General features: G+C 67.0%; 26 protein-coding genes and 2 pseudogenes. 14 read left to right on the top strand and 14 right to left on the bottom strand.

Annotated features, from left to right (window positions below; translation table 11 throughout):
* Window positions 1-46 precede the first annotated feature (46 nt).
* Window positions 47-1,321 carry a GH25 family lysozyme gene (locus tag ACFXN1_RS06250; RefSeq protein WP_379440868.1) on the bottom strand — a complete coding sequence of 425 codons (1,275 nt, stop codon included), beginning with the start codon at window positions 1,319-1,321 and terminating at the stop codon, window positions 47-49.
* A 212-nt stretch (window positions 1,322-1,533) separates the two neighbouring features.
* On the opposite strand from ACFXN1_RS06250, the gene ACFXN1_RS06245 reads away from it, so the two are divergent.
* The 6 genes from ACFXN1_RS06245 (at window position 1,534) to ACFXN1_RS06220 (ending at window position 5,681) form a co-directional block, all read left to right on the top strand.
* Window positions 1,534-2,703, top strand: coding sequence for a helix-turn-helix transcriptional regulator (locus tag ACFXN1_RS06245; RefSeq protein WP_379463510.1), 1,170 nt, complete (start codon window positions 1,534-1,536; stop codon window positions 2,701-2,703).
* A gap of 20 nt (window positions 2,704-2,723) precedes the next feature.
* Window positions 2,724-3,290: a DUF308 domain-containing protein gene (locus tag ACFXN1_RS06240; RefSeq protein WP_379440870.1), complete on the top strand. Its 567-nt coding sequence runs from the start codon at window positions 2,724-2,726 to the stop codon at window positions 3,288-3,290.
* A gap of 157 nt (window positions 3,291-3,447) precedes the next feature.
* Complete coding sequence (locus tag ACFXN1_RS06235) at window positions 3,448-3,678, top strand: hypothetical protein (protein ID WP_379440872.1); 231 nt, start codon at window positions 3,448-3,450, stop codon at window positions 3,676-3,678.
* Window positions 3,675-4,334 carry a nitrate reductase molybdenum cofactor assembly chaperone gene (gene narJ / locus ACFXN1_RS06230; protein WP_379440873.1) on the top strand — a complete coding sequence of 220 codons (660 nt, stop codon included), beginning with the start codon at window positions 3,675-3,677 and terminating at the stop codon, window positions 4,332-4,334. The genes ACFXN1_RS06235 and narJ overlap by 4 nt, the downstream gene beginning before the upstream one ends.
* Before the next feature lie 170 nt (window positions 4,335-4,504).
* Window positions 4,505-5,377: an NAD(P)-dependent oxidoreductase gene (locus tag ACFXN1_RS06225; protein WP_379440875.1), complete on the top strand. Its 873-nt coding sequence runs from the start codon at window positions 4,505-4,507 to the stop codon at window positions 5,375-5,377.
* Between the two features lie 214 nt (window positions 5,378-5,591).
* Complete coding sequence (locus ACFXN1_RS06220; protein WP_379440876.1) at window positions 5,592-5,681, top strand: hypothetical protein; 90 nt, start codon at window positions 5,592-5,594, stop codon at window positions 5,679-5,681.
* Here the strand turns inward: ACFXN1_RS06220 and ACFXN1_RS06215 are convergent.
* From ACFXN1_RS06215 to ACFXN1_RS06205, 3 genes are all read right to left on the bottom strand, one after another.
* The gene (locus ACFXN1_RS06215; RefSeq protein WP_379440878.1) at window positions 5,642-6,481 is read right to left on the bottom strand and encodes an NAD(P)H-binding protein; all 840 of its coding nucleotides are present in this window, start codon (window positions 6,479-6,481) and stop codon (window positions 5,642-5,644) included. The two genes, ACFXN1_RS06220 and ACFXN1_RS06215, sit on opposite strands and share 40 nt — an antisense overlap.
* 87 nt (window positions 6,482-6,568) lie before the next feature.
* On the bottom strand, window positions 6,569-6,928 hold the full coding sequence (locus ACFXN1_RS06210; protein ID WP_354832850.1) for a VOC family protein: 360 nt from the start codon (window positions 6,926-6,928) through the stop codon (window positions 6,569-6,571).
* A 9-nt stretch (window positions 6,929-6,937) separates the two neighbouring features.
* A complete protein-coding gene (locus ACFXN1_RS06205; RefSeq protein WP_379440879.1) occupies window positions 6,938-7,786 on the bottom strand; it encodes an alpha/beta fold hydrolase in 849 nt (282 codons plus the stop codon).
* 137 nt (window positions 7,787-7,923) lie between these two features.
* Between ACFXN1_RS06205 and ACFXN1_RS06200 the strand changes: the two genes are divergently transcribed.
* The 5 genes from ACFXN1_RS06200 (at window position 7,924) to ACFXN1_RS06180 (ending at window position 11,856) form a co-directional block, all read left to right on the top strand.
* Complete coding sequence (locus tag ACFXN1_RS06200) at window positions 7,924-8,664, top strand: ABC transporter ATP-binding protein (RefSeq protein ID WP_379440881.1); 741 nt, start codon at window positions 7,924-7,926, stop codon at window positions 8,662-8,664.
* Between the two features lie 64 nt (window positions 8,665-8,728).
* On the top strand, window positions 8,729-9,691 hold the full coding sequence (locus ACFXN1_RS06195) for an ABC transporter substrate-binding protein (protein WP_379440882.1): 963 nt from the start codon (window positions 8,729-8,731) through the stop codon (window positions 9,689-9,691).
* Between the two features lie 74 nt (window positions 9,692-9,765).
* On the top strand, window positions 9,766-10,248 hold the full coding sequence (locus ACFXN1_RS06190) for an NUDIX domain-containing protein (protein ID WP_379440884.1): 483 nt from the start codon (window positions 9,766-9,768) through the stop codon (window positions 10,246-10,248).
* Between the two features lie 130 nt (window positions 10,249-10,378).
* A complete protein-coding gene (locus ACFXN1_RS06185; RefSeq protein WP_379440885.1) occupies window positions 10,379-10,930 on the top strand; it encodes a carboxymuconolactone decarboxylase family protein in 552 nt (183 codons plus the stop codon).
* Window positions 10,931-11,028: 98 nt separating this feature from the next.
* Entirely contained in the window at window positions 11,029-11,856 is an 828-nt protein-coding gene (locus tag ACFXN1_RS06180) for an alpha/beta fold hydrolase (protein ID WP_379440887.1), read from the top strand.
* Between the two features lie 474 nt (window positions 11,857-12,330).
* Here ACFXN1_RS06180 and ACFXN1_RS06175 read toward each other — a convergent pair whose 3' ends face one another.
* The gene (locus ACFXN1_RS06175) at window positions 12,331-12,609 is read right to left on the bottom strand and encodes a hypothetical protein (protein WP_379440888.1); all 279 of its coding nucleotides are present in this window, start codon (window positions 12,607-12,609) and stop codon (window positions 12,331-12,333) included.
* A 278-nt stretch (window positions 12,610-12,887) separates the two neighbouring features.
* Here ACFXN1_RS06175 and ACFXN1_RS06170 point away from each other — a divergent pair, with 278 nt between their 5' ends.
* Window positions 12,888-13,616 carry a VIT family protein gene (locus ACFXN1_RS06170; RefSeq protein ID WP_379440890.1) on the top strand — a complete coding sequence of 243 codons (729 nt, stop codon included), beginning with the start codon at window positions 12,888-12,890 and terminating at the stop codon, window positions 13,614-13,616.
* 31 nt (window positions 13,617-13,647) lie between these two features.
* On the opposite strand, the pseudogene ACFXN1_RS06165 reads toward ACFXN1_RS06170, so the two are convergent.
* Window positions 13,648-13,815: pseudogene (locus ACFXN1_RS06165) on the bottom strand (IS3 family transposase); the annotation flags it as partial.
* Between the two features lie 747 nt (window positions 13,816-14,562).
* Between ACFXN1_RS06165 and ACFXN1_RS06160 the strand changes: the two are divergent.
* On the top strand, window positions 14,563-17,055 hold the full coding sequence (locus tag ACFXN1_RS06160; RefSeq protein ID WP_379440891.1) for a patatin-like protein: 2,493 nt from the start codon (window positions 14,563-14,565) through the stop codon (window positions 17,053-17,055).
* Window positions 17,056-17,088: 33 nt separating this feature from the next.
* On the opposite strand, the gene ACFXN1_RS06155 is transcribed toward ACFXN1_RS06160, so the two are convergent.
* Entirely contained in the window at window positions 17,089-17,799 is a 711-nt protein-coding gene (locus tag ACFXN1_RS06155) for an SDR family NAD(P)-dependent oxidoreductase (protein ID WP_379440893.1), read from the bottom strand.
* Window positions 17,800-18,012: 213 nt separating this feature from the next.
* On the opposite strand from ACFXN1_RS06155, the gene ACFXN1_RS06150 reads away from it, so the two are divergent.
* Window positions 18,013-18,732 (top strand): hypothetical protein, encoded by a 720-nt coding sequence (locus ACFXN1_RS06150; protein ID WP_379397028.1) that lies wholly within the window; start codon window positions 18,013-18,015, stop codon window positions 18,730-18,732.
* A 49-nt stretch (window positions 18,733-18,781) separates the two neighbouring features.
* Here the strand turns inward: ACFXN1_RS06150 and nuoN are convergent, their stop codons facing one another.
* The 7 genes and pseudogenes from nuoN to nuoH all read right to left on the bottom strand — a co-directional run bounded on the left by nuoN (window position 18,782) and on the right by nuoH (window position 26,857).
* Window positions 18,782-20,395, bottom strand: a complete 1,614-nt coding sequence (gene nuoN / locus ACFXN1_RS06145) for an NADH-quinone oxidoreductase subunit NuoN (RefSeq protein WP_379440894.1) — start codon at window positions 20,393-20,395, stop codon at window positions 18,782-18,784.
* Window positions 20,392-22,008, bottom strand: coding sequence for an NADH-quinone oxidoreductase subunit M (locus tag ACFXN1_RS06140; RefSeq protein WP_379441018.1), 1,617 nt, complete (start codon window positions 22,006-22,008; stop codon window positions 20,392-20,394). Before ACFXN1_RS06140 ends, nuoN begins: the two co-directional genes overlap by 4 nt.
* 29 nt (window positions 22,009-22,037) lie before the next feature.
* Window positions 22,038-23,909, bottom strand: coding sequence for an NADH-quinone oxidoreductase subunit L (gene nuoL / locus ACFXN1_RS06135; RefSeq protein ID WP_379441020.1), 1,872 nt, complete (start codon window positions 23,907-23,909; stop codon window positions 22,038-22,040).
* A gap of 19 nt (window positions 23,910-23,928) precedes the next feature.
* A complete protein-coding gene (nuoK, locus tag ACFXN1_RS06130; protein ID WP_357010729.1) occupies window positions 23,929-24,228 on the bottom strand; it encodes an NADH-quinone oxidoreductase subunit NuoK in 300 nt (99 codons plus the stop codon).
* Window positions 24,225-25,100, bottom strand: coding sequence for an NADH-quinone oxidoreductase subunit J (locus tag ACFXN1_RS06125; RefSeq protein ID WP_379397024.1), 876 nt, complete (start codon window positions 25,098-25,100; stop codon window positions 24,225-24,227). Before ACFXN1_RS06125 ends, nuoK begins: the two co-directional genes overlap by 4 nt.
* Window positions 25,097-25,591 (bottom strand): NADH-quinone oxidoreductase subunit NuoI, encoded by a 495-nt coding sequence (gene nuoI, locus ACFXN1_RS06120; RefSeq protein WP_379440895.1) that lies wholly within the window; start codon window positions 25,589-25,591, stop codon window positions 25,097-25,099. The genes ACFXN1_RS06125 and nuoI overlap by 4 nt, the downstream gene beginning before the upstream one ends.
* A pseudogene (gene nuoH, locus ACFXN1_RS06115) lies at window positions 25,510-26,857 on the bottom strand (NADH-quinone oxidoreductase subunit NuoH). The gene nuoI and the pseudogene nuoH overlap by 82 nt, the downstream one beginning before the upstream one ends.
* Window positions 26,858-26,860 lie beyond the last annotated feature (3 nt).

Genomic DNA, 26,860 nt, shown 5'->3' with positions numbered 1-26,860 from the left:
GCCGGCCGGTGACGCACGGTAGGTCACCGGCGAACCCGGCCGTGGCTCAGTGGTGTTCGAGATCGTCCTTGATCTCGCTGAGGGCGTCGACCGGAGTGAGGTTCTGGCCCAGGGAGTTCTGCCCCAGCTGGGGCCAGCCCTTGCCGTCCTGTCCGAGCAGCTGGGTCCAGATGTCACGCAGCATGCGGCGGTCGTCGTCGGTGAACATATCGTCTCCTGTGAGTAGGGTGCGGAATTGGTCGGGGCTGCCGCGGAAGGCATCCACGTCCAGGGAGCGACCGGCTACCGAGCCGCTGTCGCTGAATTGGAATACCGCGACCTCGGCCCCGCCGTAGGGCTGCCAGCCGATGTCGTCGTCGCCCGGGTAGACGACCGAGGCGTAGCCGGAGCGGCCGTCGCCGTAGTTCGAGGTCATCAGCGGCGGAATTCCGCTCAGGTCGGGTGAGCCCATCGTGCCCTCCCAGTACCAGTGCGGCAGGTACGAGAGTGCGACGTGCACACCACGATTCTCGATGGCGGTGCGCACGGCCTCGAACACGCCGATGTCGCCGGAGTTCAGCTCGTGGTCGAGCATGGCCGGGATGCCGTGATCGCCGAGGTGATCGACGAACAGCGCGGCCTGGGCGTCGGCGTCGACATCGCCGCGCACGTAGTGGTAGCCGACGAGGATCTTGCCGGCCGCCAGGGTGGCGTCGCGGAACGCGGGCCAGGAAGCGTCGGTGTAGTAGTCGCCCTCGCTGACCTTGGCGATGACGAACTCGAATCCCTCGGCGAAGACCTCCGTGAGGTCGAGCCCGTCCTGGTAGTTCGAGATGTCGATGCCGAAAATCGTTGCGTTGGAAGTCATATCGGGTCCGTTCTGGTCGGGCGCGGGCGGCTCGGCGGCGTCGGTCAGCATGGTGAGCGGATCCAGGCGATCCGGGCCCGGCGGCACCCACGAGTACCGGTGCCACTCGAAGTGCAGGTGCGGGGGGACGCCGCCATTGGTGCCGGAGTCGGGATTGACGTGGGCGATACGGTGCCCGGCCTCGACCCGGCTGCCCAGCTCGACCTCGCGGACGATGTGCCCGTAGACCGTGGTGCCCCCGCCGTCCGCCGCCGGATGGTCGACGACCAGCCGGCCCGCCGGATCCGGTCCGCCGAAACCCGTTGCGGCACCGGCATACACGACCGTCCCGCCTTGCGACGCGTACACCGGCTCGCCCCCGCTGCCGCCGTCCTTGCCGAAGTCCACGCCCCAGTGGAAGCCGTCGTCGCGCGGCCCGAATCCCGAGGTGACCACCCGGCCGGCGCCCATGGGCCAATACCTGGTGAAAGCCATGAGCCTTCTCCCCCTTGCGGTACAGCCGATCCGGTGCCCGGCCGTTTGCTGTGACCCGAGTAAAGCGGGATCGCCCGTCCGATTCCTCACCCGAACAGATGAATTTTCCCTGTGATAACTCGCTGCGCCCGGCCGATAAACTGGTATCACCTCCGACCGGGGCTCGGCGGCCGGGACGTGATCGTTCTTGATGGGGGGGCGGGACAATGGACATGGGGGAGACGGGCATCTCGCTCGCTCGCTTTTCCGAGCTGATCGCGGAGATCAACCGTGCAACAGGCCAGCCCGGCGCGTGGACACGCGCACTGCGAGCCATCACCGACAGCCTCGGCGGCCACCACGGCTGCCTCGTCACGGCACAGGGCGGGCGGCGGTCCATGATCGCGAGCACCGCCGAGGGGCTGCGGGATAGCTACAACGAGCGCTACGGGCGCATCGATCCGTTCGCGGCCGCGCTCGAATCCGCGCTCACCGCAACGGTGCTCACCGGTAGCGAGCTGATCCCACCGGATGGCGGGCGCCGGCATCCGTTCTGCACCGGCTGGGCCGCGCCACACGAGCTCGGGGACGGCATGTTCGCGCGGCTGGCGACGCCGGGCTCCTGGATCGCCGTCTATCCGCGCGCGGACCGGAACCTGGACCGTATCCTGGCCGAACCGGTGCTGAGGTTGTTCCTGCCGCACCTGGACCACGCCCTCGGCATCGCCGCGCGACTGACCGATGCCGTCATCGACCGGGATCTCGCGCTCAGCGTGCTCGACCGCCACCGGCACGGCCTGGCCCTGGTATCCGGTTGCGGCCGGGTCGATTACGCCAACCCTGCGGCGCTGGCGATATTGCGGGCCGGCGACGGTCTGCGCCTGGGCGCCCTGGCGCGCCTGGAATCGAACAACCCCGCGGTGTCGAGTCGGCTGCGTCGCCTGCTGGCGGCGGCCGTGCAGACCGGCCCGTCGAATGCCGCGGCCCGCCTGCTCATTCCACGCGACCGCGACCGGCTGCCGCTGACCGTGTCGATCCTGCCGCTCTGCCCGGGTTCGCAGGAGTCACCGCGCCGCTCGGCACTGATGGTGATCGTCGATCCCGAACGTGAGGAGCCGGGAGGCCGCGAAACCCTGCGCGAGCTCTACGGGCTGACCCGGGCCGAATCGCAGGTCGCCTTCGAGGTTCTGCGCGGCAGCGGGCTGGCGTCGGTTGCCGAGGAGCTCTACATCTCGGTCAATACCGCACGCACCCACCTGCGCCAGGTGTTCGCCAAGACCGGCACCTGCCGGCAGGCCGAGCTTGTCCGCCTGTTGTCGTGCGTGCTCTCGGGTGCCGGGCAATTCGCCGACGGGCGACGCGCCGGTGCCGGTGAGAACGCAAACGTCCAGTTACCTGGGTAAATCGGTCATATCATTTATGCATGCCCGCCAATCGGATCGAGGGGCGAACCGATGTATTCGCCGACTGGGCTTGGCAGTCGCTGGTCGTGACCGGCGGCTGCTCGGTCGTGCTGGGGGTGGTGATGACGGTGTGGCCGGACAAATCGCAGACGGTGGCGGGGATTCTGTACGGGCTCACGCTGGTGGCATCGTCGGCGGTGCAGTTCGTCGTCGCGTTCGGGGCGCGGATCGGCACCGCGTTGAAGGTACTGGAGGTCGTGAGCGCGATCATCGCGCTGGTGCTGGCCGCCTGGGCGTTCACCAGCGGTGAGTGGGTTGCGTTGCTGTCCTTGTGGATTGGGATGGCCTGGGTGGTGCGGGGCATCGTGCAAGCCATTGTGGGCGTGTGGTCGGAGCAGTTCGCGGGGGCGGGCCGGTTGGAGGTGGTCGGGCTGTTGACGCTCGCCGCCGGTGTGGTGGTCGGGGTGGTCCGGTTCGAATCGCTGACATCGCTGTCGATCGTGGTGGGCCCGTTGACCATTGCCCTGGGTGTCTCGGAAATCCTGCTCGGCGTGCGGGTGGAACGCAAGGTCGTCGGAACCGCCTGACAATTCCCGCGGTCGAATACCGGATCGCTCTCGTGTAACTGACCAGTCTGAAATTCGTCAATTGCCCAAAATATGCCGGTAGGTTCGGATTGTTCATGTGCTCGGGTAATCGATCGCGCGACGGATGCCGCCGCGACACGCTGAGAGGCAGGGCTGGATGGCGCGAGACAACGGCAGCGGCGTGGTGGGTGGCTGGGGTCCGTTCGGTGAGAGCTCCGGGCAGCTGACGCCGGTCGCGGTGGAGAACTTCCGGATGCTGCGGGAGCGGCAGACCGCGGACGGGTCGGGGTCGGTCGCCGGATCCGCCCGGGTCAACCTGCTCAACTGGGACGGTCCCGGCACGCCCGACGGGCTCATGCCGAAACAGCCGGGGAGGCATCGCAAATGAGGCGCAGGACCGCGCGAGCCGAGCCCGGCGACGACCAGCGGACCGCAGCCTGGCAGGTGCAGTCGGTGCTACTCGGCTATCCCGACGAGGCGCTGCTCGACTCGCTGCCCATCCTGGCCCGGGCCGTTTCGACGCTGCCCGAGGCAGTGGGTGCACCTTTGCATCCAGTGCTGTCCTACCTCGAGACCACGCAACCGCCCACTGTGGCAACCGAATACGTCAACACCTTCGATCATCGCAAGCGCTTCAGCCCGTACCTGACGTGGTTCCTCTACGGCGACACCCGCAAACGCGGCATGGCGTTGCTGCGGTTCAAGCAGGTCTACCGCAGCGCCGGTCTGGTGCTCGGCGACGACGAGCTGTCCGACCACCTGGCGGTGGTGCTCGAATTCGCCTCGGCGCATCCGGTTCCCGGGCAGCGGCTGCTCGAGGAGCACCGCGCGGGCTTCGAGGTCATGCGCCTGGTGCTGCGGGAGGCCGGCGCGCCCTGGACGGGCGTGCTGGATTCGGTCTCCGCAACCCTGCCCGCCCTGCAGGGCACCGAACGCGAGGCCATTGCCACGCTCCTCGCCACCGGGCCGCCGGATGAGGACGTCGGACTGAAGCCGTTCGCACCGCGTACCTCCATGCCGAATTTCATCGGAGGCCAACGATGACGCTCAGCGCCGAGGACGCAGGCGGGAGGTCAAGACCCTCGGCTGATCGCAGCCGAAGCGTGGCCGGGAGCCGGTCGGCCGCTGATTCGATCTCGCATCTGGGCCAGGGTGCCTAGTGCAAGCCGAAATCCGTTCATCCGGATATGTTCGGGCTCGGTAGGGTTCGGCGGGTGGCGAGGATTGCGTTTCTGGGTGTCGGGCGTATGGGTGCGGGGATGGCGGGGCGGCTGGTGGATGCCGGGCACGAGGTGACGGTGTTCAATCGGACGCCGGCGAAGGCGGACGAACTCATCGGGGCGGGAGCGGCATTCGCGGCGACCCCTCGGGAGGCGGTGCGTGGCGCCGAGGCCGTTTTCGCCATGGTGGCCGACGATGACGCCTCGCGGGCGGCATGGCTGGGCGCGGATGGCGCGCTGGCAGGGGAGTATGCGCCCGGCGCGTTCGCGGTGGAGTTTTCGACCATCTCCCGGCCGTGGGTGCTGGAACTGGCGAAACATGCTGCAGCACAAGGTCTTCGTTATCTCGACTCGCCGGTGACCGGGTTGCCGGACGCGGCGGCTGCGGGGCGGCTGACGCTGTTCGTCGGCGCGGACGCTGCGCATCTCGACGCGGCGCGTCCGCTGCTGGCGCCGCTGTGCATCGACATCGTGCATTTCGGGGCGGTCGGGGCGGGCACGAGCTACAAGCTCATCCAGAATCTGCTGGGCTCCATCCAGATCGCCGCCACCGCCGAAGCGCTGCGCACCGCCGAACTCGCCGGACTCGACCTGGCCGTCGTCACCGACACCCTGTCGCGAGGCGGGGCAGCCAGCCCGACCGTCATCCGCATGTGTCAGGAGATGACGGCCGGCGTCCATGACCGCGATATCGCCTTCACCGCGGCGCTCCGTTTGAAGGACACCCGGATCGGCGTGGAACTGGCCGATGCGGTCGGCACCCCCGCCACCCTCGGCCACACCGCCGAGCAGATCTTCCAGCGCCTGGTCGACGCCGGGCACGGCGACCTCTCGGAAACCAAACTCATCGACCTGCTGCGTGACTGAAACCTCGATCCGCCACAGCTGCGGCCGGTCGCGCGGCGCATGCTGTTCTCCTGAGGCGATCCTGACGAGTCTGGCCGCGCGTGCCGACCATGGGATGACTGTGGATAGCTCTCTACACCGGATACGGTCTGGCGCTGGCCGATCGCATGCCGTCCGCAGGGGTCGGCGTTCTCGCGGTTCTGACCTATGGTGCAGTTGCGGGTGAGCCTGGTGGTTGCGACGGCACCCGCACGGTCCGGTGGGGTGGCTGTTGCGCGCGGCCACCTACGTGTCCGTGCCCGCCCGGCGGAAGGCTCCGGCGTGAATTGTGGTCCATTGCCGGAAGGTTCGCGGTGCACGGCCGGTGACCTGCTCGACGGTGGGCCGCACGATGGACTCGTCGATCGCGCCGGCGACGTAGAAGTCGAAGAACGCGTCCACGTATTCGACGGGCGTGGATTTCAACATGTCGGCGCGGGCGTCCTCGTCGCTCAGGCCGACGCATTCCAGGTCCCGACCGAGTACGTCGCCGAGAATGGCGATCTGTTCGGCGGGCAGCAGGGATTCGGGCCCGGTGGGCCACAGGATTTCGCCCCGCAGTGCGGGGTCGACGAAGGCGTGCGCGGCGACAGCGGCCAAATCGAAGGGATCCAGGCTCGCGGTTCGCACGGTCGGGAACGGGACCCGCACGGTATTGCCCGCCCGGAGTTGCGGCAGCCAGCGCAGGGCATTGGAGCCGAAAGCGCAGGGACGCACGATCGTCCATGCTGCGCCACAGTCGGTGATCTCCTGCTCGGACGCCATCATGTAGCGGGTGACCGCATTGCCGGTGTCACCGGTCGCCGCGGAGACACCGGACAGTTGGACGATGTGTTCGACCCCGGCCTTGGCGGCTGCCTGCGCGATCCCGGGGTAGCCGGGCAGCAGGAACAGCGCCCGAACCCCGGTCAGCGCGGCCGCCAGAGTGTCGGGCGCGGTCATGTCGCCCGCGACCGCCTCCACACCGGCAGGGAGGGCGGCCTTCGCGGGATCGCGGACCACCGCCCGCACCGGTTCCGGGCCACCTGCCAGCGCCCGCACGAGTTCGGCGCCGACATTGCCCGTCGCGCCCGTCACCAGAATCATGTCTCGCCCTTCGCATCCGGTCCGGGTATCGGCCGTCGGTTCAGGCTGTCACGAAAAGCGAACGGGCGCAAAGCATCCGATGAACAACTAGGGCAGATCGTAGGCGGTGGCGTGGCGGGGCTGATACAGCCCGATCTCGCCGGCGCCGGGCACCTTCAGCATGGTGAGCATGCCCCAGCCCGCATTGGTGACCTCCGAGGTGAATTCGACGCCCTTCGCGTGCAGGTCGTCCATGGCGGCGGCCAGGTCGTCGCACATGAGGTACAGCTCGGCGCGGCCGCTGTCCGGGGCGGCCGCGGGATGGACCGCGAGTTCGGCGGGCGGTGACTTGAAGATCAGCCATCCGTCGTGCGCGTCGACGTGGGCCAGGCCGAGGACGTCACGGAAGAAGGCCCGCGCCGCCTCGGCGTCCTCGGCATACAGGATGGTGTGTGCGCCGGTGATCATGCGCTGACGCTAACAGTGGCCGGTGCTTTCGGCCCGTAGGCGGGCGGTCATGGCGTCGGCCAGTTGCGCGGCGAATTCGGGTGCTTCGGTGCGCATTCCATTGTGGGCGCCGGGGAATTCGGTGACTTCGCGGCCGATCCGGCGGGCGATCTCCACGGCGGGGCGGTACGGCAGGCAACCTCGCGTCTCGTGCCCGACCGCCAGGACCACCCGGTCGGCCACCGGGGCCAGCGCCTCATAATCGGGCAGGTACGAGGTGAATTCTCGTAGTTCGTACTCCAGCATGAGCGGACCGTTGGCAGCCAGCCGCGCCCACATCTCGGCGGCGCGCGGCGGTAGCTCGGCGGGTACGGGAGACGGCTTCATCGCATGGCCGATCCCGGCCAGGAAGCGCGCGCCCGCCGCGGCCGGGCCCTCGGTGCGGAACAGTGTGTAGACCTCCTCGATCATGGCGCGCTGTTCGGCGGCATCGGGAAGTACCGCGAAGCACGGCGGTTCGTGCGCCACCAGGAGACGCACCCGATCCGGATGCCGGGCCAGTAGATCCAGGCCGACGATCGCACCCGCACTGCCGCCGACCACGAACGCGGGCTCTTCGGTGAGATGGCCGAGCAGCCTGAACGCGTCATCGCTCTGCACCTCGACCCGCTGTGTCTGCTGTGGCCCGTCCAGCACGCTGCGCGAATACCCGCGCGGATCCAGCGACACCACCGTGAACCGGTCCTCGAGCACCTCGGCGATCGGATCGACCGAGGCCGCGTCACCCCCGCCGCCGGGCAGGAACAGCACCAGCGGCCCGCTGCCGCGCACCTCGTAGTAGAGGGACGCGCCGGGTACGCGCAACATCTCGGATCTCATTGCGGTATCTCCTCTTTCGAATTCGGACTGTATGGCAACCGCAGGTGGCAGAACAGCACCTAACCTAGGTACATGAGGGTAAAACCTAATATACATAGGTTTGCATGGTTCGCCAAACGAGATTCCGGTTCGGTTCGATGGAGAGCGGATCAGTCGAGCTGGGACGTGGTCCGGTCCGGGGTGCAGCCGCAGGTCTCACCGATACTGAGCTGGACCTCGATCGGCGCCGCGGGCGCGTCGGCGGACTATCGACGCTGCTGCACTGCCTCGCCGGGCTCATCACCCCGACATCGGGCACAGTCACCGACAACGGCGTACCGGTGCTCGCGCCCGACCCGCGTCGCGGCGTCGCCTTCCAGCGCGACGTGTTGTTTCCGTGGCTGAGTGTCGCGGGCAATATCGACTTCGCGCTACGGGCACACGGGGTTCCGGCCCGGCTGCGCCGCAGCCGGATCGACGAGCTGATCGGCCTGGTCGGGCTGCCCGGTGAGGTACGCGGCAAACGACCCACGCAGCTCTCCGGCGGAATGCGCCAGCGTGTCGGGATCGCGCGCATGCTCGCCGGTGAACCCGACATCATGCTGATGGACGAGCCCTTCGCCGCGCTCGACGCGCTCACCCGGCTGAAGATGCAGGACCTGCTCATCGACCTGTGGAATCGGCTGCGCCGCACCATCGTCTTCGTCACCCACGACGTGGACGAGGCAATTCGGTTGTCCGACACCATCAGTGTGCTCGGCGGCGGCCGGATCACCAACCGGATCCCCAATCCGCTCCCGCGACCCCGCCCCGCCGATGCCCTCGCCGATCAGCCCGGCTACAGCGAGCTGCGGCGCATCCTCCACCACGAACTCGGTGTCGAGAGCGTGACGGCGTAGACCGGCACCTGTTGCCGGCCAAGCGATTCAGCCCAATCCGTGAATTACGAAAAGAAGATCAGCCGTGAAGAAACTCATCCGCCCGCTGACGGCCGCCGTCGCACTCCTCGCGCTGCTCGGGCCGCTCACCGCCTGCGGCACAGCCGGCAATTCCGACCCGAAGACGCTCACCGTGGGATTCGTGGTCGACCCGTCGTGGGCCCAGATCCCGGTGGCCCAGCAGTCCGGATATTTCGCGAACCACGACGTGAAGGTCAAGGTCGTCAACTTCTCGACCGGAGTGGAGGCGTTGCAGGCGCTCGCGGCCCACCAGCTCGACATCGCCACCGCCGCCGATGTTCCGGCCGCGGCCACCTTGACCCGCTCACCGGCACTGCGCATCGTGGGCGACGGATCCCGGTGGCAGGGTTCCCGCATCGTGGCCCGGCGCAGCGCCGGCATCACCTCCCTCGACAACCTCGCCGGGCATTCGATCGGCACACCGCTGGGCACCAGCGCGGCCTTCTTCGCCTCGGATGTGCTCTCGCACAACAAGATTTCGGCGAATCTCGTTCAGCTGGCGCCGTCCGCGACGGTCACCGCTGCCAGGCAGCACAATGTCGACGCCGTGTCGATCTTCCAGCCCTACCAGGCCCAGGTGGCCGAGGCGCTGGGCGACGACGCGGTCCAGCTCGCCGGTGGGAGCTACAACCAGCACAGCCTGTACCTCGCGAGCGATACCGCGATCTCGGCGAAATCGGCGGCTCTGACCGCCTTCTTCGCCGCGTTGAACGACGCCGGAGCGCAGCTGACCGCACGATCCGACGCCGCGGTGTCCGCGGTCTCCACCGCCACCCAGTTGTCCGCGGACCTCATCCGGAAGATCCTCCTGGAGTTCGACTATGCCCTGCAGTTGCGACCGGACCTCGCCGATACCCTCGGCGCGCTCGCGAGCTGGGCGAAAGAACAGGGGGCGGTCGACCGATCGACCCCGCTACCCGACTACCGGACGCTTCTCGACACCACCTTCGTGAGCCACGGGAACTGACTCGTTCCGCCAGTCCGCCGCTCGCTCGGTCAAGCTCGACCGAGGCCGGAAGGTGCCGGTTACTGTTGTGCCGCATGGGTTCCGAACTGAACGACTATGTCGCCGGACTGCCTCGCAAGCGCATGGGTGCGGGTGCGCTGTTCGTCGACGAGCAGGACCGGGTGCTGCTGGTCGAACCGACCTACAAGCCGTACTGGGAGGTGCCCGGCGGTGTCGTCGAGGCCGGTGAATCGCCCTACCGTGCGGCCGTGCGGGAGATCCGCGAGGAGCTGGGGCTGAGTGTGCCGATCGGGCGGCTGCTGGCGGTCGACTGGGTGCCCGCCGGTCTGTATCCCGACGACGGGGTGATGATGGTGTACGACGGCGGGCTGCTGGCCGCCGAGCAGATCGACGCGATAACCCTTCCGGCGGACGAACTTCGGAGCTGGGCGTGGTGTGACACCGAGACGGCGACACGGCTGCTGCCCGCGGTTCTGGCCCGGCGCGTGGCGGGAGCGCACCGGGCCAAAACGGCGGGGATCACGGTCTATCTGGAGGATGGCTTCGAGATCGGTTGACGCTCGATCGCAGCGCGGCCAGGCCCAGGAGGGTTCGCCCGGTCATGAGGCAATATCTACTACGTCTCGTCGTTTTCTGCTTACGATGTCTTCAAGGGAGCATCCGCGAACGCGAAGGGGAGTGGAGCGCATGCGAGTAATCACCCGAATCCTGAACTACGTCAAGGCGATGCGGCGGGCTCGCCGTAATCGGACAGATCTCGTCGGCTGGCTCATCCGGCGGCCGCAGCTGCTGGTCGGCACCATGATCCAGGAGACGATGCTGCTGTTCTCCAACCGGGTCGACCCGCATCTGAAGGACCTGGCCGAGCTCAAGGCCGCCGCTCTGGTGAACTGCCAGTTCTGCCTCGACATCGGTTCGACGCTGGCCCACTATGGCGGACTCACCGAAGCCCAGGTCACCGAGCTGCCGAAGTATCGGGACAGCGACGCGTACAGCGATCTGGAGAAACTCGTCCTCTCCTACGCCGAGGCCATGACTCTCACGCCGACCTCACTCGATCTGAGTGAGTTTCGCGCCCGGCTGCTGACCCACCTGAGCAAGGCCCAGCTCGCCGAACTGGCCGCGGCCATTGCGTGGGAGAACCAGCGTGCGCGCGTCAATCAGGCACTCGGCGTACGCCCGGCCGGTATGGCCGAGGGCATGACCTGTGCGCTGCCCGAACCCCGCCAGGCCCGCTGACATCTTCAGGTTCACACCTTTTCCATTCGCGCAGCAATGAATTCGGCGCGGTCGTAACGTCATAACCGGTGTCCATGTACTGACCACTTGGAGCAACCATGACCTCGACCGCACCCGTTACCTCCGGAACCGTCGCCGTGCCGGACGGCACCATCTACTACGAAGTCCGCGGCAGCGGCCCACTGATCGCCCTGATCGGCGCGCCGATGGATTCCGGACCGTTCGGCGCGCTGGCCGAACTGCTCGCCCCCGACTACACCGTGCTCTGCAGCGACCCGCGGGGCCACGGCCGCAGCCCGGTCAACGACACCGACAAGGACTCGACTCCGGAACTGCGCGCCGACGACCTCGCCCGTGTGCTCACCCATGTCGGCCAGGGCCCGGCCACCGTGCTCGGGTCCAGCGGTGGGGCGATCACCGGTCTGGCGCTGGCCATCGCCCGGCCCGATCTCGTGCCGACCCTCATTGCACACGAGCCGCCGCTGCGCGAACTGCTCTCCGATCGCGACGAGCTGCGTGCTCGGACCGACGAGGTCCGGGCCGTCTACGAGACCGGCGATGTGCTCGGCGCGGTCCGCAAATTCTTCGCCATGACCGGCCTGTTCATGCCCGAGGAAGTGCTGCAGGAGATGTTCGGCGGCGAGCGGGACCCGCAGTCGATCGCCTCCGACGACTTCTTCTACCGCCACGAGCTGCACACCACCTCCGGCTGGCAGCCCTCCCTCGACGCACTCCGCGCCACCCCGACGAAGATCATCATCGGCATCGGCGACGAATCCGCCGACAAGTTCTGCGACCACACCTCCCGGGCCGTCGGCACCGAGCTCGGCATCGAACCGACCCTTTTCCCCGGCGGCCACGGCGGTTTCATGGAACAGCCCGACGCCTTCGCCAAGCGTCTGCGCGAAATCCTGCACGACAACTGACCGAATTCGTCGACGACCATGCATGGGCGGCAGGGCCACCCGGGTTTTGCCTGCAGCTATGCATGGTCGTCGGTAAATGTGAGGATTAGGCTGAGAACACACTGATCCGAGGGTGCGGAGGTGTGGACTATGAGGATTCGAATGGTTCGGGGCGTGGGATTCGGGGTGGTGGGGCTCGCGATATTCACGGCCGCCGTGGCGGTCTCGCCGGCGGCTCACGCCGATGGGCAGCGCTACGTGTGCGACGAGGTGCAGGTCACGATGGACGGGCACGGGCTCGGGACCGGGAATTGCGTGTCCGCGGGAGGCGGGGCGCCTGCCATGGGATTGATCACCGGCGCTTTCGATATCTCGAGGCGCTCGGACAACTACACGGTGCATTGTTCCGACAATGGCGGCACGACCGGGGAATCATGGCTCCCGGGTGAGGTGAACGGGGGCTCGACACAATGCGCTCCGACTTCCTGACCGGATTCACTCGGGACGAATTGCCCAGCGCGCGTAAGTATTTTCGGGATTCACCGTAATGATGTCGGCGACCTGCACGATATCGTCGGGTATCAGGCCGCCGAAATGCGCGAGGCTGGGGACGATCACCGCATCGGCCTCGACGCGGGAGATCAGCGTGCGTACGCGCACGAACGGGCGATCGGTCTCGGGGCCGAAGACCAGGGTCTTGCACAGGTCGTAGCCGAGCCGGCGAGCCAGATGCTGGATCTGAGCCTCGTCCCAGTGTTGCTGTGCCCCCGACACATCGTGCCGGAGGAATCCGATCGCTGATGGTTGTGGCCGCATCTCGCCGCTCTCTTGAACTGATCCGCCTGGCGCCGGTGTCAACGCTACGGCTAACCTGCGCCGAACATAGGGTGATCGGCCGAGAAACTGCCCCTCGCAAACGTGTCGCGATCGGAGTGTCCGCGCCCACACCACCGCGAATACCACCGAAAATGCTTGGTATGCAATGCATTACCTAATTTCGGTGAGCCTCTCTTTGCTGGCGGGAAACCCTCTGAAGCATTACCGTTCCCCTCGTGAGGGACGATTTCGACGGGTCGGTGGCGGTCGCGCAACCGACCGAACCGCATGCGGTGGGATTGGCGACGCGCCTGAATTGGCTGCGCGCCGGCGTATTGGGAGCCAACGATGGAATCGTCTCCGTGGCAGGCATTGTGGTCGGTGTGGCGGCGGCCACCAGCAACAGCACCGCGATCATGACCGCGGGCGTGGCCGGACTCGCGGCCGGCGCGGTCTCGATGGCCTTGGGCGAGTACGTCTCGGTGAGTACCCAGCGCGACAGCGAGCGCGCGCTACTGGAAACCGAGCGACGCGAATTGGCCGAGCAGCCCGAGGCCGAACTGGCGGAGCTCGCGGCCATCTATCGGGCGAAGGGCCTCTCGCCGGTCACGGCTCAGGCTGTGGCGGAAGAACTCACGGCCCGGGACGCGTTCACCGCGCACGCGGAGGCCGAGCTCGGCATCGACCCGGACGAACTGACCAACCCGCTGCACGCCGCGCTGTCCTCGGCGCTGTCGTTCACGCTGGGCGCGCTGCTGCCCCTGCTGGCGATCCTGACGCCCCAGGCGATCCGGGTACCACTCACCATGGCCGCGGTGCTCGCCGCACTGGCCTTGACCGGGGCCGTGGGCGCCCGGCTCGGCCAGGCGCCGGTGGCGCGGGCGACCGTGCGTGTACTCGCGGGCGGTGCGCTCGCCATGATCACCACCTATGTGATCGGGCACCTGGTCGGCGTCGCGATCTGATCGGGAATCGCTGCGGCCAACCAGGCCTCACGCGATGAGGGCGGGCGAGTTGGTAGGTCCGTTCGATCCAGGTGACGATCGCGATGCGCAATTCCTCACGGCTGCACCAGGATCGGCGGTCGAGGACGTTGCTGTGCAGCAGCACGAAGAACCCCTCCGTGGCATCGTTGTCACCGGCCCCGCCGACGCGGCCTATCGACCTGGCCATGTCGCTGCGGCGGGCCACCGCGTTTTCGAACCGATCTCGACCCCGCCGGCGTAGCGGTCCCTTCTTGCATTGGATACCCGATGGTGCGACGGCCCGGACACTGTGGAGACTGCGTCCGGGCCGAGCTGCCCCGGCACTGCATGCGCTGCCCAGCGCAACTGCTGGGCACCGGAGGTCCTACGGCGCCACCGGTGGCGGGAGTCTGAAGTCTGCCGCCGGTAACACGGGGGTGCATTCCCTGCGCGGTGCCGCGCGCAGCGCGCCGCGTAGTGCCCGGATCAATACCGGCGGGCGCGAAGTTCCGCCGGTGCCAACGAGTTTCGCGTATCCGGCTGGGCCTGGCATCTGAGGAAAGCTGGTAGGCACGCAAGGTCTCTGGCTTGGCACGACTGGTCGGTCATGTGCGGAGGACGGCCACGCCCTGCGCGCCGGTTTCGCCACGCAGGCAGCCCTCGGCGGGGCCAGCGACCAGGAGATCACGCGGCAGGGCCGCCGGTCCGATCGCCGGACCATGCACGGGGACATTCGGACCGCGAATCTACTGGAAGACAATTCCGTGACCGAACTTTGTTTGTGATACGTGTTCAGGAATAGACTGCGTCACGATTCTGGTCGGCAGTCCAGATTATTGGCAGTCTCCGTATCGAATCGAGTAGTGCAATACGCAGGTTGTCCAGGCGGCCGGGGGATAGGGTGATGGCATCAACTATCCGGGTGTCTCAATAAGGGGGGACCTCGATGTCTCGGGATGCCGAACCTGCTGAACTGCGTATAGCGCTCGTCTGTTATGGCGGTGTATCGCTTGCCATTTACATGCATGGCATAACTAAAGAACTGCACAAACTCGTCCGCGCATCGCGTGCTCTGGATCAAATTCTGGAAAGCGACTCGCAGGTCGTGAATCCGTTCGTGGGAGCCGATGGTCAACCATCGGATACGGAAAGCGTCTACTTCGACGTCCTTTCGCAGATGCAGGCGAAGGGGCAGCCGCTGTCGGTTGGGATCGACATCATCGCCGGAACCTCCGCCGGGGGCATCAACGGCGTAGTCCTCGGCAAGGCCATCGCGCAGAACGCGGATCAGGGACCGTTGAAGCGGCTCTGGATCGACGAGGCCGACCTGGGAATATTGGCACGCAGTGTGCATATCGGCGGGCCGAAGCTGCGCACGGCGCTCGCGTTCATCGGCAAGTTGGCTACCTTCTGGACCGATCGCGCGGTATTGAACGGCGAAGTCATGTCGCGGCTCCTGTATCAGGCGCTGGCCGGGATGGATGAGAAGCGACCGGTCGCCTGGTCGGCGAATTCGCGCGGGCCCGCGGCCGAAACGCTGATTTCGCGAACCGGTGAGTTGTCGCTCTTCGTGACCACGACCGATCTCAACGGATTCGACGTAGCGGTCGCGTCGAGCGATGGCGGTGTGGGTCAGCGGGACCGGGAGCATGCGCAGGTACTCGAGTTCCTCCGGGACGACAACAATAAGGACGCATTCGGCCCGCAGGCGACACCGACCCTGTCCTTCGCGGCGAGGGCGACCTCCGCCTTCCCCGGTGCGTTCGAACCGGTCAATCCTGGAACCTTCCCGGCCCAGGCTCAGTTTCCTCCGGACACACGCGTGAATACCGATCTCTTCCACTACAGCTATCAAGAAGACGGCCGTAACGCGGACGTCGCCTGGTTCGTGGACGGCGGCGTGCTCGACAATGCGCCGTTCGACCTCGTCGTCGACGCGATCAGCCGCAGGCGGTCGTCCACCGAGGTGCATCGCCGGCTCGTCTACATCGAGCCGGATCCGGGATGCGCTCTCTCGGCTCCACCTGCCGACACCAACAGCGGCAAGGCCGCGAAACGCAGTTGGGCAGCGGATGTTCAGAAGGTGCTCGTCGGAATCAGGGGCAGCCGATCACTGATCAGAGATCTGATCCGACTGCGTGACATGAACGAGAAGATCACCGAGATGGGCGCCATCGCCATGCGCCAGGAGATCGAGGTTCTCGACCGGATCAGCGCTGCCGTCGCATCGATACCTGGTTGCGAACAGGCTGTGCCACAGGTCAATTCGCAAGATCTCGGTACGGCCATCGAGGCAATGCCCGCACTCGGCTTCTTGAGCGACCAGGAGAAATTCCAGGAGGTTTCGGACAACATGCACGCCGAAGCCGTAACCGCACTCGGTTCGACCTGGAATACCTATCAACGGCTGAAGGTCGAGGCAGCCGCCCGATGCATCGCGGACGCGATCGTGCAACATTTCGCATTGCCTGGCGAATCGGGGACCGCGGTGTTCATCCGATGCGCCATGGCCGCCTGGCTGCGCCGGCAACCATGCTGGACCGCAAACGACTCCGCGGAACTGTCCACGCTCCTGCAACACATCGATACCCCGTATCGGCAGCGCCGGATCATGTTCATCCTCGCTGGGCTCAACAAGCTCTATACGGCCGAGGGCGGGCCGCCGCGGGCGGATATCAACGATCTCAAGGGCCAGGCATGGTCGCAGCTGGATGAGATAACGGCTGCACCCGTTGCCGCGATTCGAGCCCTGGCCGACAAGGGGCTGCTCGACTTTCTGCGCCCACAACGGTTGCAAGCCAACGTGTTCGAGGGCGAGAGGTTTCGGACGCCGGAGGACTTCGCCGGATGCGAGGAGAATGCGAAGAGTTTCACCGACCTCAAAACCGCTTACGCAGAACAGATTCAGGAAAGACTCGGAAACGGTGGACAGGCGCTCTGGGACGCGTTCGCGGCGACGACTCAGATGTGGAGCAAGCGCGATCGTATCCTCCTGGCCAGCCGGTACCTGGGCTTCCCGCTCTGGGACGGGCTGTTGTTCCCGACGATCTCGTTGTCGTACCTACCGCAATTCACTCCCATTCCGATGACTCAGTTCAGCCCCCTTCGCGCGACCGCACTCCAGCCGCTCGGCGCGGGCAAGCTCAAGGGTGTCGAGCTGCACCACTTCGGCGCGTTCGCCCACGCACCCGACCGGGAGAACGACTACCTGTGGGGCCGGCTCGACGCCGTCGAGCTGATACTCCGCGCCCTCGACGAAACATTCCCGGACGGAACACCACTGGGCCGAACCCTGCTCCCGCAGGCGCTGTCTGCTGTGCTGACGACCGAAGATGATCTCCGGCGGATCCCGGCGCAATTGATCGAGTCCCTCCGCGCACAGATTCCGGTGCTCAGCGCCAAGATCGCCGGAGGCGGTGACGCCGCACGCTGGCCATAGCGAAAACAGCGGGCGGCCGACTTCAGCGCGGGACTACCAGGGCAGCGGGCCATTGATATCGAAGAAGCCGCCGGTCGGGCCGTCCGCGCCGATCAGCGCCATCCGCACGATAATCTCGGCCGCTTCCTGAACTGTCTGATGTCCGCTGTTGTTGTTGAGATCGGTCTTCGTGTAGCCGGGCTCGACCGAATTGATGCGCAGCCACGGAAAAGCCTTGGCGTACTGAATGGTCAGCATATTGACCGCCGTCTTCGACGCCGGATAGGCCACACCGGGATACGCATGGGCCGGACTGCCCGGCGTGGCGACCCCGGTCAGCGAGGCCAGCCCACTGCTGACATTCACGACCACCGCCGCCGCGGACTCCTGTAGCACGGGCAGAAACGCGTGCAGCACCCGCACCGTCCCGAACACATTGGTCTCGAACGTCTCCCGCATGATCTCCGCCGTCAGCCCGTCCGCCCCGACCACAAGCCCGTCCGCACTCATCTCCGCCTGGATACCCGCATTGTTGACCAGCACATCCAGCCCACCCTCGGCCCGAATCTCCTCCGCAGCCGCGACCACGGATCCCTCATCGGTGATATCGATCCGAATCGCCTGCGCCCCCACCTCTCTCGCTGCCTGCCGCCCCCGCTCGGCGTCCCGGCTCCCGAGATACACCGTGTGCCCGTCCGCTACGAGTCGCCGCGCAGTCTCGAAGCCGATCCCTTTGTTGGCTCCAGTCACAAGGATTTTGCTCATGCCCCGAACCTAGAATCTGGAGCACACTCCAAGTCAACCCCGGACGCCGGGTTCAGGTCATGGCGGCCGTAAAGAACGACGGAGATCGCTCAATGCCCGGTCAAGGGCGCGAATGGTCACCGACAGGTAGCTGTTGTCGGCCTGTGTATCCGTTCGATCTCGATGGGAGTTATGTGGTCATTCGTCCGTTACGGTGATCTTCCCACTTGAGCCATGTTCGCCGCCAAGGATTCGGGAATGAGCTCGAAGGGTGCTATTGGTTTGCTGCGCGGTGGTCGGGCGTCAGGTACGGGGACCAGCGCAGTGGTCTGGGGTTGTGTTGTCGGCGGTAGGGCTGCTGGTGAGCTCGGCGGGTCTGGTGGCAGCCCGAATTCCGAAAGGGGTAGGGCAGTGGCGATCCTCGATGATGGTGTCGTGCAACAGGTTTCGTTGTCGGCCGAATCGCTGTTGGACGAATATGGTGCCTGGTTGGCTGGGCATGCCGCTGCGCTGGAGTTGTTCTTCGCGCAGGACGCGCCGAGTGTGGGCGCGCTCGACGACCCCTGGACATTGCCGGGGCTGCAGGCCGCCGTGCGGGTGGCACGTACACGGATCGTGGATCGTCGTGGCATCCTCGCCCCTGAGAATCGCGCCCTGATCGATCGGTTCGGACGGTTCGTCGGGGAAGTGTTCGTGCGTCAGTTCGACGGATCGTGGACCAATGTGCTCGACAACGCACCGCCCGACGTGCAGGTCTGGCCGATGGTCCGCTGCACCGGCTACCTCGCCTGCATCGCACCACACAGCGCGATCGAGATAGCCATCGCACAGGGCCGCCCCCAGGGACCCGCGGCAACACCCGACGGCATCCTCACCGATCTGTACCGGGGGGTGCGGGACAAATACCTGACCTGGATCGCCACTGACCCGACGCCGTACCGGGCGACAGCATGAATCGGGCCCGCCGCGAATGTCGCAGCGGGCCCGATCGATTGGCCGAGGCTCAGCGGGTGAAGGTCGAGGCGTTCTTGGCCAGGTCGAGCAGGGGTTGGGGGAAGATGCCGAGGACCAGGGTGGCCGCGGCGGTGAGGGCGATGACCGAGCTGGTCAGGGTGGGGTAAACGACGGTGGGCGGGGTGGCCGGCGGGTCGGTGAAGAACATCAGGACGATCACGCGGATGTAGAAGAAGGCCGCGATGGCGCTGGAGATGACACCGACGATGACCAGGGTGGCGGCATCGCCGCCGGTTGCCGCGGCGAACACGCCGAATTTGGCGATGAAGCCGCTGGTGAGCGGGATACCGGCGAAGGACAGCAGGAACAGGGAGAAGATGGTCGCCAGCCATGGGGAGCTGCGGCCCATGCCGGCCCAGGCGGGCAACGCCGTCGCCTCGTCACCGTTCTCGTCGCGGACCAGGCTGATCACGGCGAACCCGCCGAGGGTGCCGAGGCCGTAGACGGCGAGGTAGAACAGGACGGACGAGACGCCCGCAGTGGTCGCGGCCACCAGCGCGGTCAGGATGAAACCGGCATGTGCCACCGAGGAATACGCGAGCATGCGCTTCATGTCGGTCTGGGTGACGGCGAGGATCGCGCCGACGACCATGGTGGCGATGGCGACCGCCGCGAGCACCGGCCGCCAGTCGTTGCGCAGGTCGGGGACCGCCACGTACAGCACGCGCAGCAATGCACCGACTGCGGAGATCTTGGTGGCGGCGGCCATGAATGCGGTGATCGAGGTCGGCGCACCCTGGTAGACGTCGGGTACCCAGGACTGGAACGGGACCGCGCCGATCTTGAACAGCAGGCCCACCGCCAGCATTGCGATGCCGAGAATGGCCAGGGTGTGCGAATTTCCGGCATCGCGGGTGACGGCTTCGGCAATGCCTGCCAGGCGGATGGTGCCGGCGTAGCCGTACAGCAGCGCCATGCCGTAGAGGAAGAAGGCCGACGAGAACGCGCCCAGCAGGAAGTATTTCAGCGCGGCCTCCTGCGACAGCAGCCGGCGCCGCCGCGCCAGCCCGCACAGCAGGTACAGCGGCAGCGACAGCACTTCCAGCGCCACGAACATGGTGAGCAGGTCGTTCGAGGCCGGGAACAGCATGAGACCGGCGAGCGCGAACAGGGTGAGGGGGAAGACCTCGGTGGTGGCCACTCCGGCCTTGGTGGCGGCGACTTCGTCGACGCTGCCGGGCGTGGCCGCCGCCTGCGGGGTGAAGGCGTCCACCCCGCCACGCGAGGCGGCCAGGCTCCAGGTGCCGGGCCCTTCCCGCCGCACCGGTATGCGGTCGGCATGGCGTTCGGCGATGAACAGCAGTCCGAGAATGCCGACGACGAGGATGGTGCCCTGCAGGAACAGCGAAACCCCGTCGATGGCAACCGCGCCCACGACCGCCGTCTCGCGGACATCGCGCAGTCCGATCACCGCGCCGAGCGCGAACGCCAACCCGCCCAGTCCGAGCACCAGCTGGATCCCGTATCGGAATCGCCTGGGCGCGAAGGCTTCCACCAGTACGCCCGCGACGGCGACGCCGAACACGATCAGCATCGGGGACAGGTCTCGATATTCGATGCTCGGTGCCGGGACTGTCGCGGCGAGCAGCAGACCTCCACTCATTTGTGGGCACCTCCCGTGGTCGTCTGGGCGGCTTCCGGCTGCACGGCCGGCGCCGGGTTGTGCTGTCCGATGGTGGTGAGGGTGCGGGCGACGGCCGGATCGATCCGGTCCAGCGCCGGTTTCGGGTACGCGCCCAGGAACAGCAGGGCGAGGATGAGCGGGACCACGACCACCAATTCGCGGGGAAGCAGGTCGTAGAGCCGCTCGTTGCCCTCCTTCACCGGGCCGGTCATCATCCGCTGGTACATCCACAGCACGTACAGCGCCGCCAGCACCAGCGCGGAGGCCGCGAGGACGGCCGCCACCGGGTATCGGGTGAATGTGCCGATCAGAACCAGGAATTCGCTGATGAACGGTGCGAGACCGGGCAGCGAGAGGGTGGCCAGACCGGAGATGAGGAAGGTGCCCGCCAGGATGGGTGCGACCTTCTGGACACCGCCGAACGCGGCGATGAGCCGGGTTCCCCGGCGCGACACCAGGAATCCGGCGATCAGGAACAGCGCCGCGGTGGAGATACCGTGGTTGACCATGTACAGCGTCGCACCGGTACCGCCCTGGGTGGTAAGCGCGAAGATGCCGAGGATGATGAACCCGAAGTGCGAGATCGAGGTGTAGGCGATCAGTCGCATGACGTCGGTCTGGCCGATGGCCAGCAGCGCGCCGTAGATGATCCCGATCACCGCGAGCACGCTGATCAGCGGCGCGTAAGTCGAAGTGGCGGAAGGGAACAGCAGCAGGCAGTAGCGCAGCATGCCGAAGGTGCCGACCTTGTCGACCACCGCCATCATGAGCACCGCACTGGCCGGGGTGGCCGACACCGCGGCGTCGGGCAGCCAGGTGTGCAGCGGCCACAGCGGGGCCTTCACCGCGAAGGCGAACATGAATCCCAGGAACAGCGCGTTCAGCACCGCGGGTGTCGCACCGAGGTGGCCGGAGTTGGCCGCCTCCATGACCGTCCGGAAGTCGAAGCTGCCGCCGCCATTGCTGCCGAGCTTGTCGCGTGCGGTGATGACGTAGAGCCCGATGACCGCCGCGAGCATGATGAGCCCGCCGAACAGGTTGTACAGCAGGAACTTCACCGCGGCCCGCGACCGCTGCTGCCGCACCGCCGCATCCCCGGTCCGCGGCCCGAAGCCGCCGATGAGGAAGTACATCGGGATGAGCATGACCTCGAAGAACACGTAGAACAGCAGAATGTCCAACGCGGTGAACGAGATCAGCACCATGGATTCGACGACGAGGGTGAGCGCCACGTAGTAGTGCGCGACCCGCGGGCCGCTGCCGACCTCACGCTCGTCCTGCCATCCGGCGAGCAGCAGCAGCGGCACCAGCCCGGTGGTCAACAGGACCAGGACCAGCGCGATGCCGTCCATGCCGAGGGTGTAGCCCGCCCCGAAGGCGGGGATCCACTGCTGCTTCTCGACGAACTGGTATTGCGCGCCACCGGTTTCGAACCGGGTGGCCAGCCAGATGGCGATGCCGAGGGTGCCCAGCGAGATCAGCAGCGCGAAGACCCGCACCCCGGTGCGCCGGCCCGCCGGAAACAGCAGTGCGAGTGCGGCTCCGGCGAGGGGCACCGCCCACAGCGTGGTGAGCCAGGGGAATTCCCGCACGGCGCCCAACGAGGAACTAGCAAGGTCGTTCACAGGAACCTCACCGCCAGCAGGGCGGCGACCACCAGGGCCGCGCCGGTGAACATGGACAGGGCGTAGGAGCGCACGAAACCGGTTTGCACGCGCCGGATCCGGGCCGACAGTCCGCCGACGACGGCGGCCGTGGTGTTGACCAGGCCGTCGATGCCGCGGTTGTCGACGAACACCAGCGACCGGGTCAGGTGCTGGCCGGGGCGCATGAACGCGGCCTCGTTGGCGGCGTCGCCGTAGAGGTCGCGGCGGGCGGCCTCGACGAGCGGGCCTGCGGCAGGGGCCGTTTCGGGGATCTTGCCGTGTGCGTACTGGTCGTAGGCCACCCAGATGCCGGCCGCCACCACCGCCAGTGCGAAGAAGGTGATCGCCCAGGACGGGATGAACGGTTCGGCGTGGTGCTCACCGACGACCGGGGCCAGCCAGTTGGTGAGCGAGGAGCCGTAGGCGAAGAGCATGCCGGAGAACACCGAGCCGAAGGCCAGCAGGATCATCGGGCCGGTCATGGAGGCGGGCGCCTCGTGCGGGTGTACGCCTGCCCGCCAGCGGCGTTCGCCGAAGAACGTGAGGATCATGACGCGGGTCATGTAGAACGCGGTGATGCCCGCGCCGCACAGTGCGGCGAAGCCGGTGATGATGCCGCCGAATCCGCCGTGCGCGAACGCCGCCTCGATGATCCGGTCCTTGGACCAGAACCCCGCGAACGGCGGCACACCCAGGATGGCAAGGTATCCCAGCCCGAAGGTGACGTAGGTGACGGGCAGCAGTTTGCGCAGTCCGCCGTAGCGGCGCATATCGGTCTCGTCGTCCATGGCGTGCATGACCGAGCCCGCGCCGAGGAACAGCCCGGCCTTGAAGAAGCCGTGCGTGAGCAGGTGCATGATGGCCGCCGCGTAGCCGATCGGGCCGAGCCCGGCGGCGAGGACCATGTAGCCGATCTGGCTCATGGTCGAGGCCGCGAGGGCCTTCTTGATGTCGTCCTTGGCGCAACCGATGATGGCGCCGAACAGCAAAGTGATTGCGCCGACTGCCATTACGGCGGCTTGTGCGCCGGGAGCCAGATCGAAGATCGGGTTCGAGCGGGCGATCAGGTAGACACCGGCGGTGACCATGGTGGCCGCGTGGATGAGCGCCGACACGGGCGTCGGGCCCTCCATCGCGTCGCCGAGCCAGGACTGCAGCGGCACCTGCGCGGACTTGCCGCAGGCCCCGAGGAGCAGCAGCAGCCCGATGGCGGTGAGGGTTCCGGTGCCGGCCTGCCCGGCGGCCCCGAACACGGTTCCGAAGTCGATGCTCCCGAAGGTTGCGAACATGACCATGAGCGCGATGGCCAGCCCCATGTCGCCGACCCGGTTGACCACGAACGCCTTCTTGGCCGCCGTTGCCGCGGAAGGCTTCTCGTACCAGAACCCGATCAGCAGGTAGGACGCCAGGCCGACGCCTTCCCAGCCCAGGTACAGCACCAGGTAGTTGTCGGCGAGGACCAGCACCAGCATGGCGGCCAGGAACAGGTTGAGGTAGGCGAAGAAGCGCCGCCGGCCCGGATCGTGGGCCATGTAGCCGACCGAGTAGATGTGGATCAGCGAGCCCACACCGGTGATCAGGAGCGCGAAGCACATCGACAGCTGATCCAGTTGCAGGGCGAAGTCCACCTTCAGCCCGGTCACCGGCAGCCACTCGAACAGGCTGTAGTGCACGGCCCGTTGCGCATCCGGCCGATCCAGCATGTCGCTGAACGCCCAGGCCGCCACCAAGAACGAGGCCAGCGCCATGAGGGTGCCCACGAGGTGGCCCCACGTGTCGCTGATCCTGCCGAGCAGCAGCAGGACCACGGCGCCGGCGAGCGGGAGCGCCGGCAGCAGCCACAGCATCATCTGTGCGGTATCCATGTCAGTACCGCAGCAGGTTCGCGTCGTCGACCGAGGTCGAGCGGCGGGCACGGAAGATGCTCATGATGATGGCCAGGCCGACCACGACCTCGGCGGCGGCGACCACCATGGTGAAGAAGGCGAACACCTGGCCGTCGAGGTTGCCGTGGGTGCGGGCGAAGGTGACGAAGGCCAGGTTCACCGCGTTGAGCATGAGCTCGATGCACATGAACACCACGATGGCGTTGCGCCGCACCAGGACTCCGGCCGCGCCGATGGTGAAGAGCAGGGCCGAGAGATACAGATAGTTGTCCGGATTCACCGCAAGCCTTCCTCGTGGGAGTCGTTGCCGTTCTTGCCGCCGTGCGCGTCGGTGCCGTTGTGGCCGTTGCCGTTCCGGTGACTGTCACTGCCGTTGCCGACGGTGAGCACCACGGCTTCGGTGTGGGCCCGATTGCGCCGGTGCCGGAGGATGGTGCTGACCGACAGTTCCTCGAAGGAGCCGTCCGGCAGTCGCGCGGGAGCGTCGACCGCATTGTGGCGGGCGTACACGCCGGGCGTCGGCAGCGGCGTGACCCGGGTGCCCTGGCGGAAGCGTTCCTTCGACAGCGTGCGCTGATCGGTGGGCGGCCCGAACTTCTCGCGGTGCGCGAGCACCATGGCGCCGATGGTGGCGGTGATGAGCAGCGAGCCGGTCAGCTCGAACGCCCACACGTAGCGCACGAAGATGAGTTCGGCCAGCGCCCCGATGCTGTAGTTGCCGCCCAGGCCGGGCCCGGTCTCGGCGACGCTCTTACCGGACATCCCGTGCGCGATGCCGCCGATGAGGAGCATGCCGAAGCCGATGCCCACCACGATGACCGCGAGCCGCTGCCCGCGCAGCGTCTCCCGCAGTGACTCGGCGGAATCCACGCCGACGAGCATCAGCACGAACAGGAACAGCATCATGACCGCGCCGGTGTAGACGACGATCTGCACGATGCCCAGGAACAGCGCGCTCTGGGCGATGTAGAACGCGGACAGCGTGATCATGGTGGCGGCCAGGCACATGGCCGAGTGCACGGCCTTGCGCGCGCACACCATGCCGAGCGCGCCCAGCACCGCGACCACGGCGAGGATCCAGAACTGCACCGCCTCACCGGTGGAGGTGTGGGTGACGATCTGCTGGGCCGGCTGGGACAGGTGGTCGATCATTGCTGCGTCCCTTCCGCTCCGGCGAGTTCGCCTGCGGCGCCGGGGACTTCACCGCGGTAGTAGGAGCCCTCGTCCGCACCGGGATACATGGCGTGCGGCGGGGCGATCATGCCCGGCTGCATCGGCGCGAGGAGGTCCTGCTTCTCGTAGATGAGGTCGGCCCGATTGTCGTCGGCGAGCTCGTATTCGTTGGTCATGGTCAGCGCCCGGGTCGGGCAGGCCTCGATGCACAGGCCGCAGCCGATGCAGCGCAGGTAGTTGATCTGGTAGACGCGTCCGTAACGCTCACCGGGAGAGAAGCGTTCGTCGTCGGTGTTGTCCGCGCCCTCGACATAGATGGCGTCGGCCGGGCAGGCCCACGCGCAGAGCTCGCAGCCGATGCACTTCTCGAGACCGTCCGGGTGCCGGTTCAGCTGGTGCCGGCCGTGATAGCGCGGCGCGGTCGGGGTTTTGACCTTGGGATACATCTCGGTGTTCGGCTTCTTGAACATGGTCGAGGCCGTGACCAGGAAGCCGCCGAGCGGTTCCAGCAGACCCGCTTTCTCCGTGGCCGCCGGAGGTTCGGCGGGCATCGGCGGCACCGGGAAGTCCGAGTAGGCCCGGGTGGAGTCCGGATCCGGCGACGCCTTGGTGCGGTCGCCGCCCGCGTGCCCGGCCCGGATGACGAGCGCGAGCAGCACGACCGCGACCACGATCCCGCCGATCACCATGCCTGCGGTCTGGATGTGGGTCCCGTTGTCCTGCAGCACCTTCAGGGTGGCGACGTACATGACCCAGGCCAGCGACACCGGGATGAGCAGCTTCCAGCCCAGGTTCATGAACTGGTCGTAGCGCAGACGCGGCAGGGTGCCGCGCAGCCAGATGAACACGAACAGGAACGTCCACACCTTGGCGATGAACCACAGCACGGGCCACCAGCCCGAGTTCGCGCCCGCCCACAGGCTGATCGGGAACGGCGCGTGCCAGCCGCCGAAGAACAGCGTGGTGGCCAGCGCGGACACGGTGGCCATATTGATGTACTCGGCCATCATGAACATGGCGAACTTGAGCGAGGAGTACTCGGTGTGGAAGCCGCCGACCAGCTCGCCCTCGGCCTCGGGCAGGTCGAAGGGTGCCCGGTTGGTCTCGCCGACCATCGACACCGCGTAGATCAGGAACGACGGCAGCAGCAGGAAGACGTACCAGGTTCCGTTCTGCGCCTTGACGATTCCCGAGGTGGCCATGGTGCCCGAGAGCAGGAACACCGCCGCGAAGCACAGGGCCATGGCGATCTCGTAGGAGATGACCTGCGCGGTGGAGCGCAGGCCGCCCAGCAGCGGATAGGTGGAGCCCGACGCCCAGCCCGCCAGCACGATGCCGTACACGCCGACCGAGGCCATGGCCAGGACGTAGAGCACGCCCACCGGCAGATCGGTCAGCTGCAGCGCCGTGCGGTGCCCGAACATGCTGACCTGCGGCCCGAACGGGATCACCGCGAACGCCATCACGGCCGGGATGAGCGAGATCACCGGCGCGAGAATGAAGATGGGCTTGTCGACGATGACCGGGACGATGTCCTCCTTGAGGAGCATCTTGACGCCGTCGGCGATGGACTGCAGGCTGCCGCGCGGGCCGACCCGGTTGGGGCCGACGCGCATCTGCATGAACGCCACGATCTTGCGTTCGGCGTACACCGCGAGCATCGGTATCAGCAGCAGGAAGACGAAGATGCCGATCGATTTGACCAGCACCAGCCACCAGGGGTCGTGGCCGAACATGGA

This window comes from Nocardia sp. NPDC059154 (genome assembly GCF_042755705.1).
Taxonomy (GTDB): Bacteria; Actinomycetota; Actinomycetes; order Mycobacteriales; family Mycobacteriaceae; genus Nocardia.
This window is presented reverse-complemented; position numbering and strand designations above follow the sequence as displayed.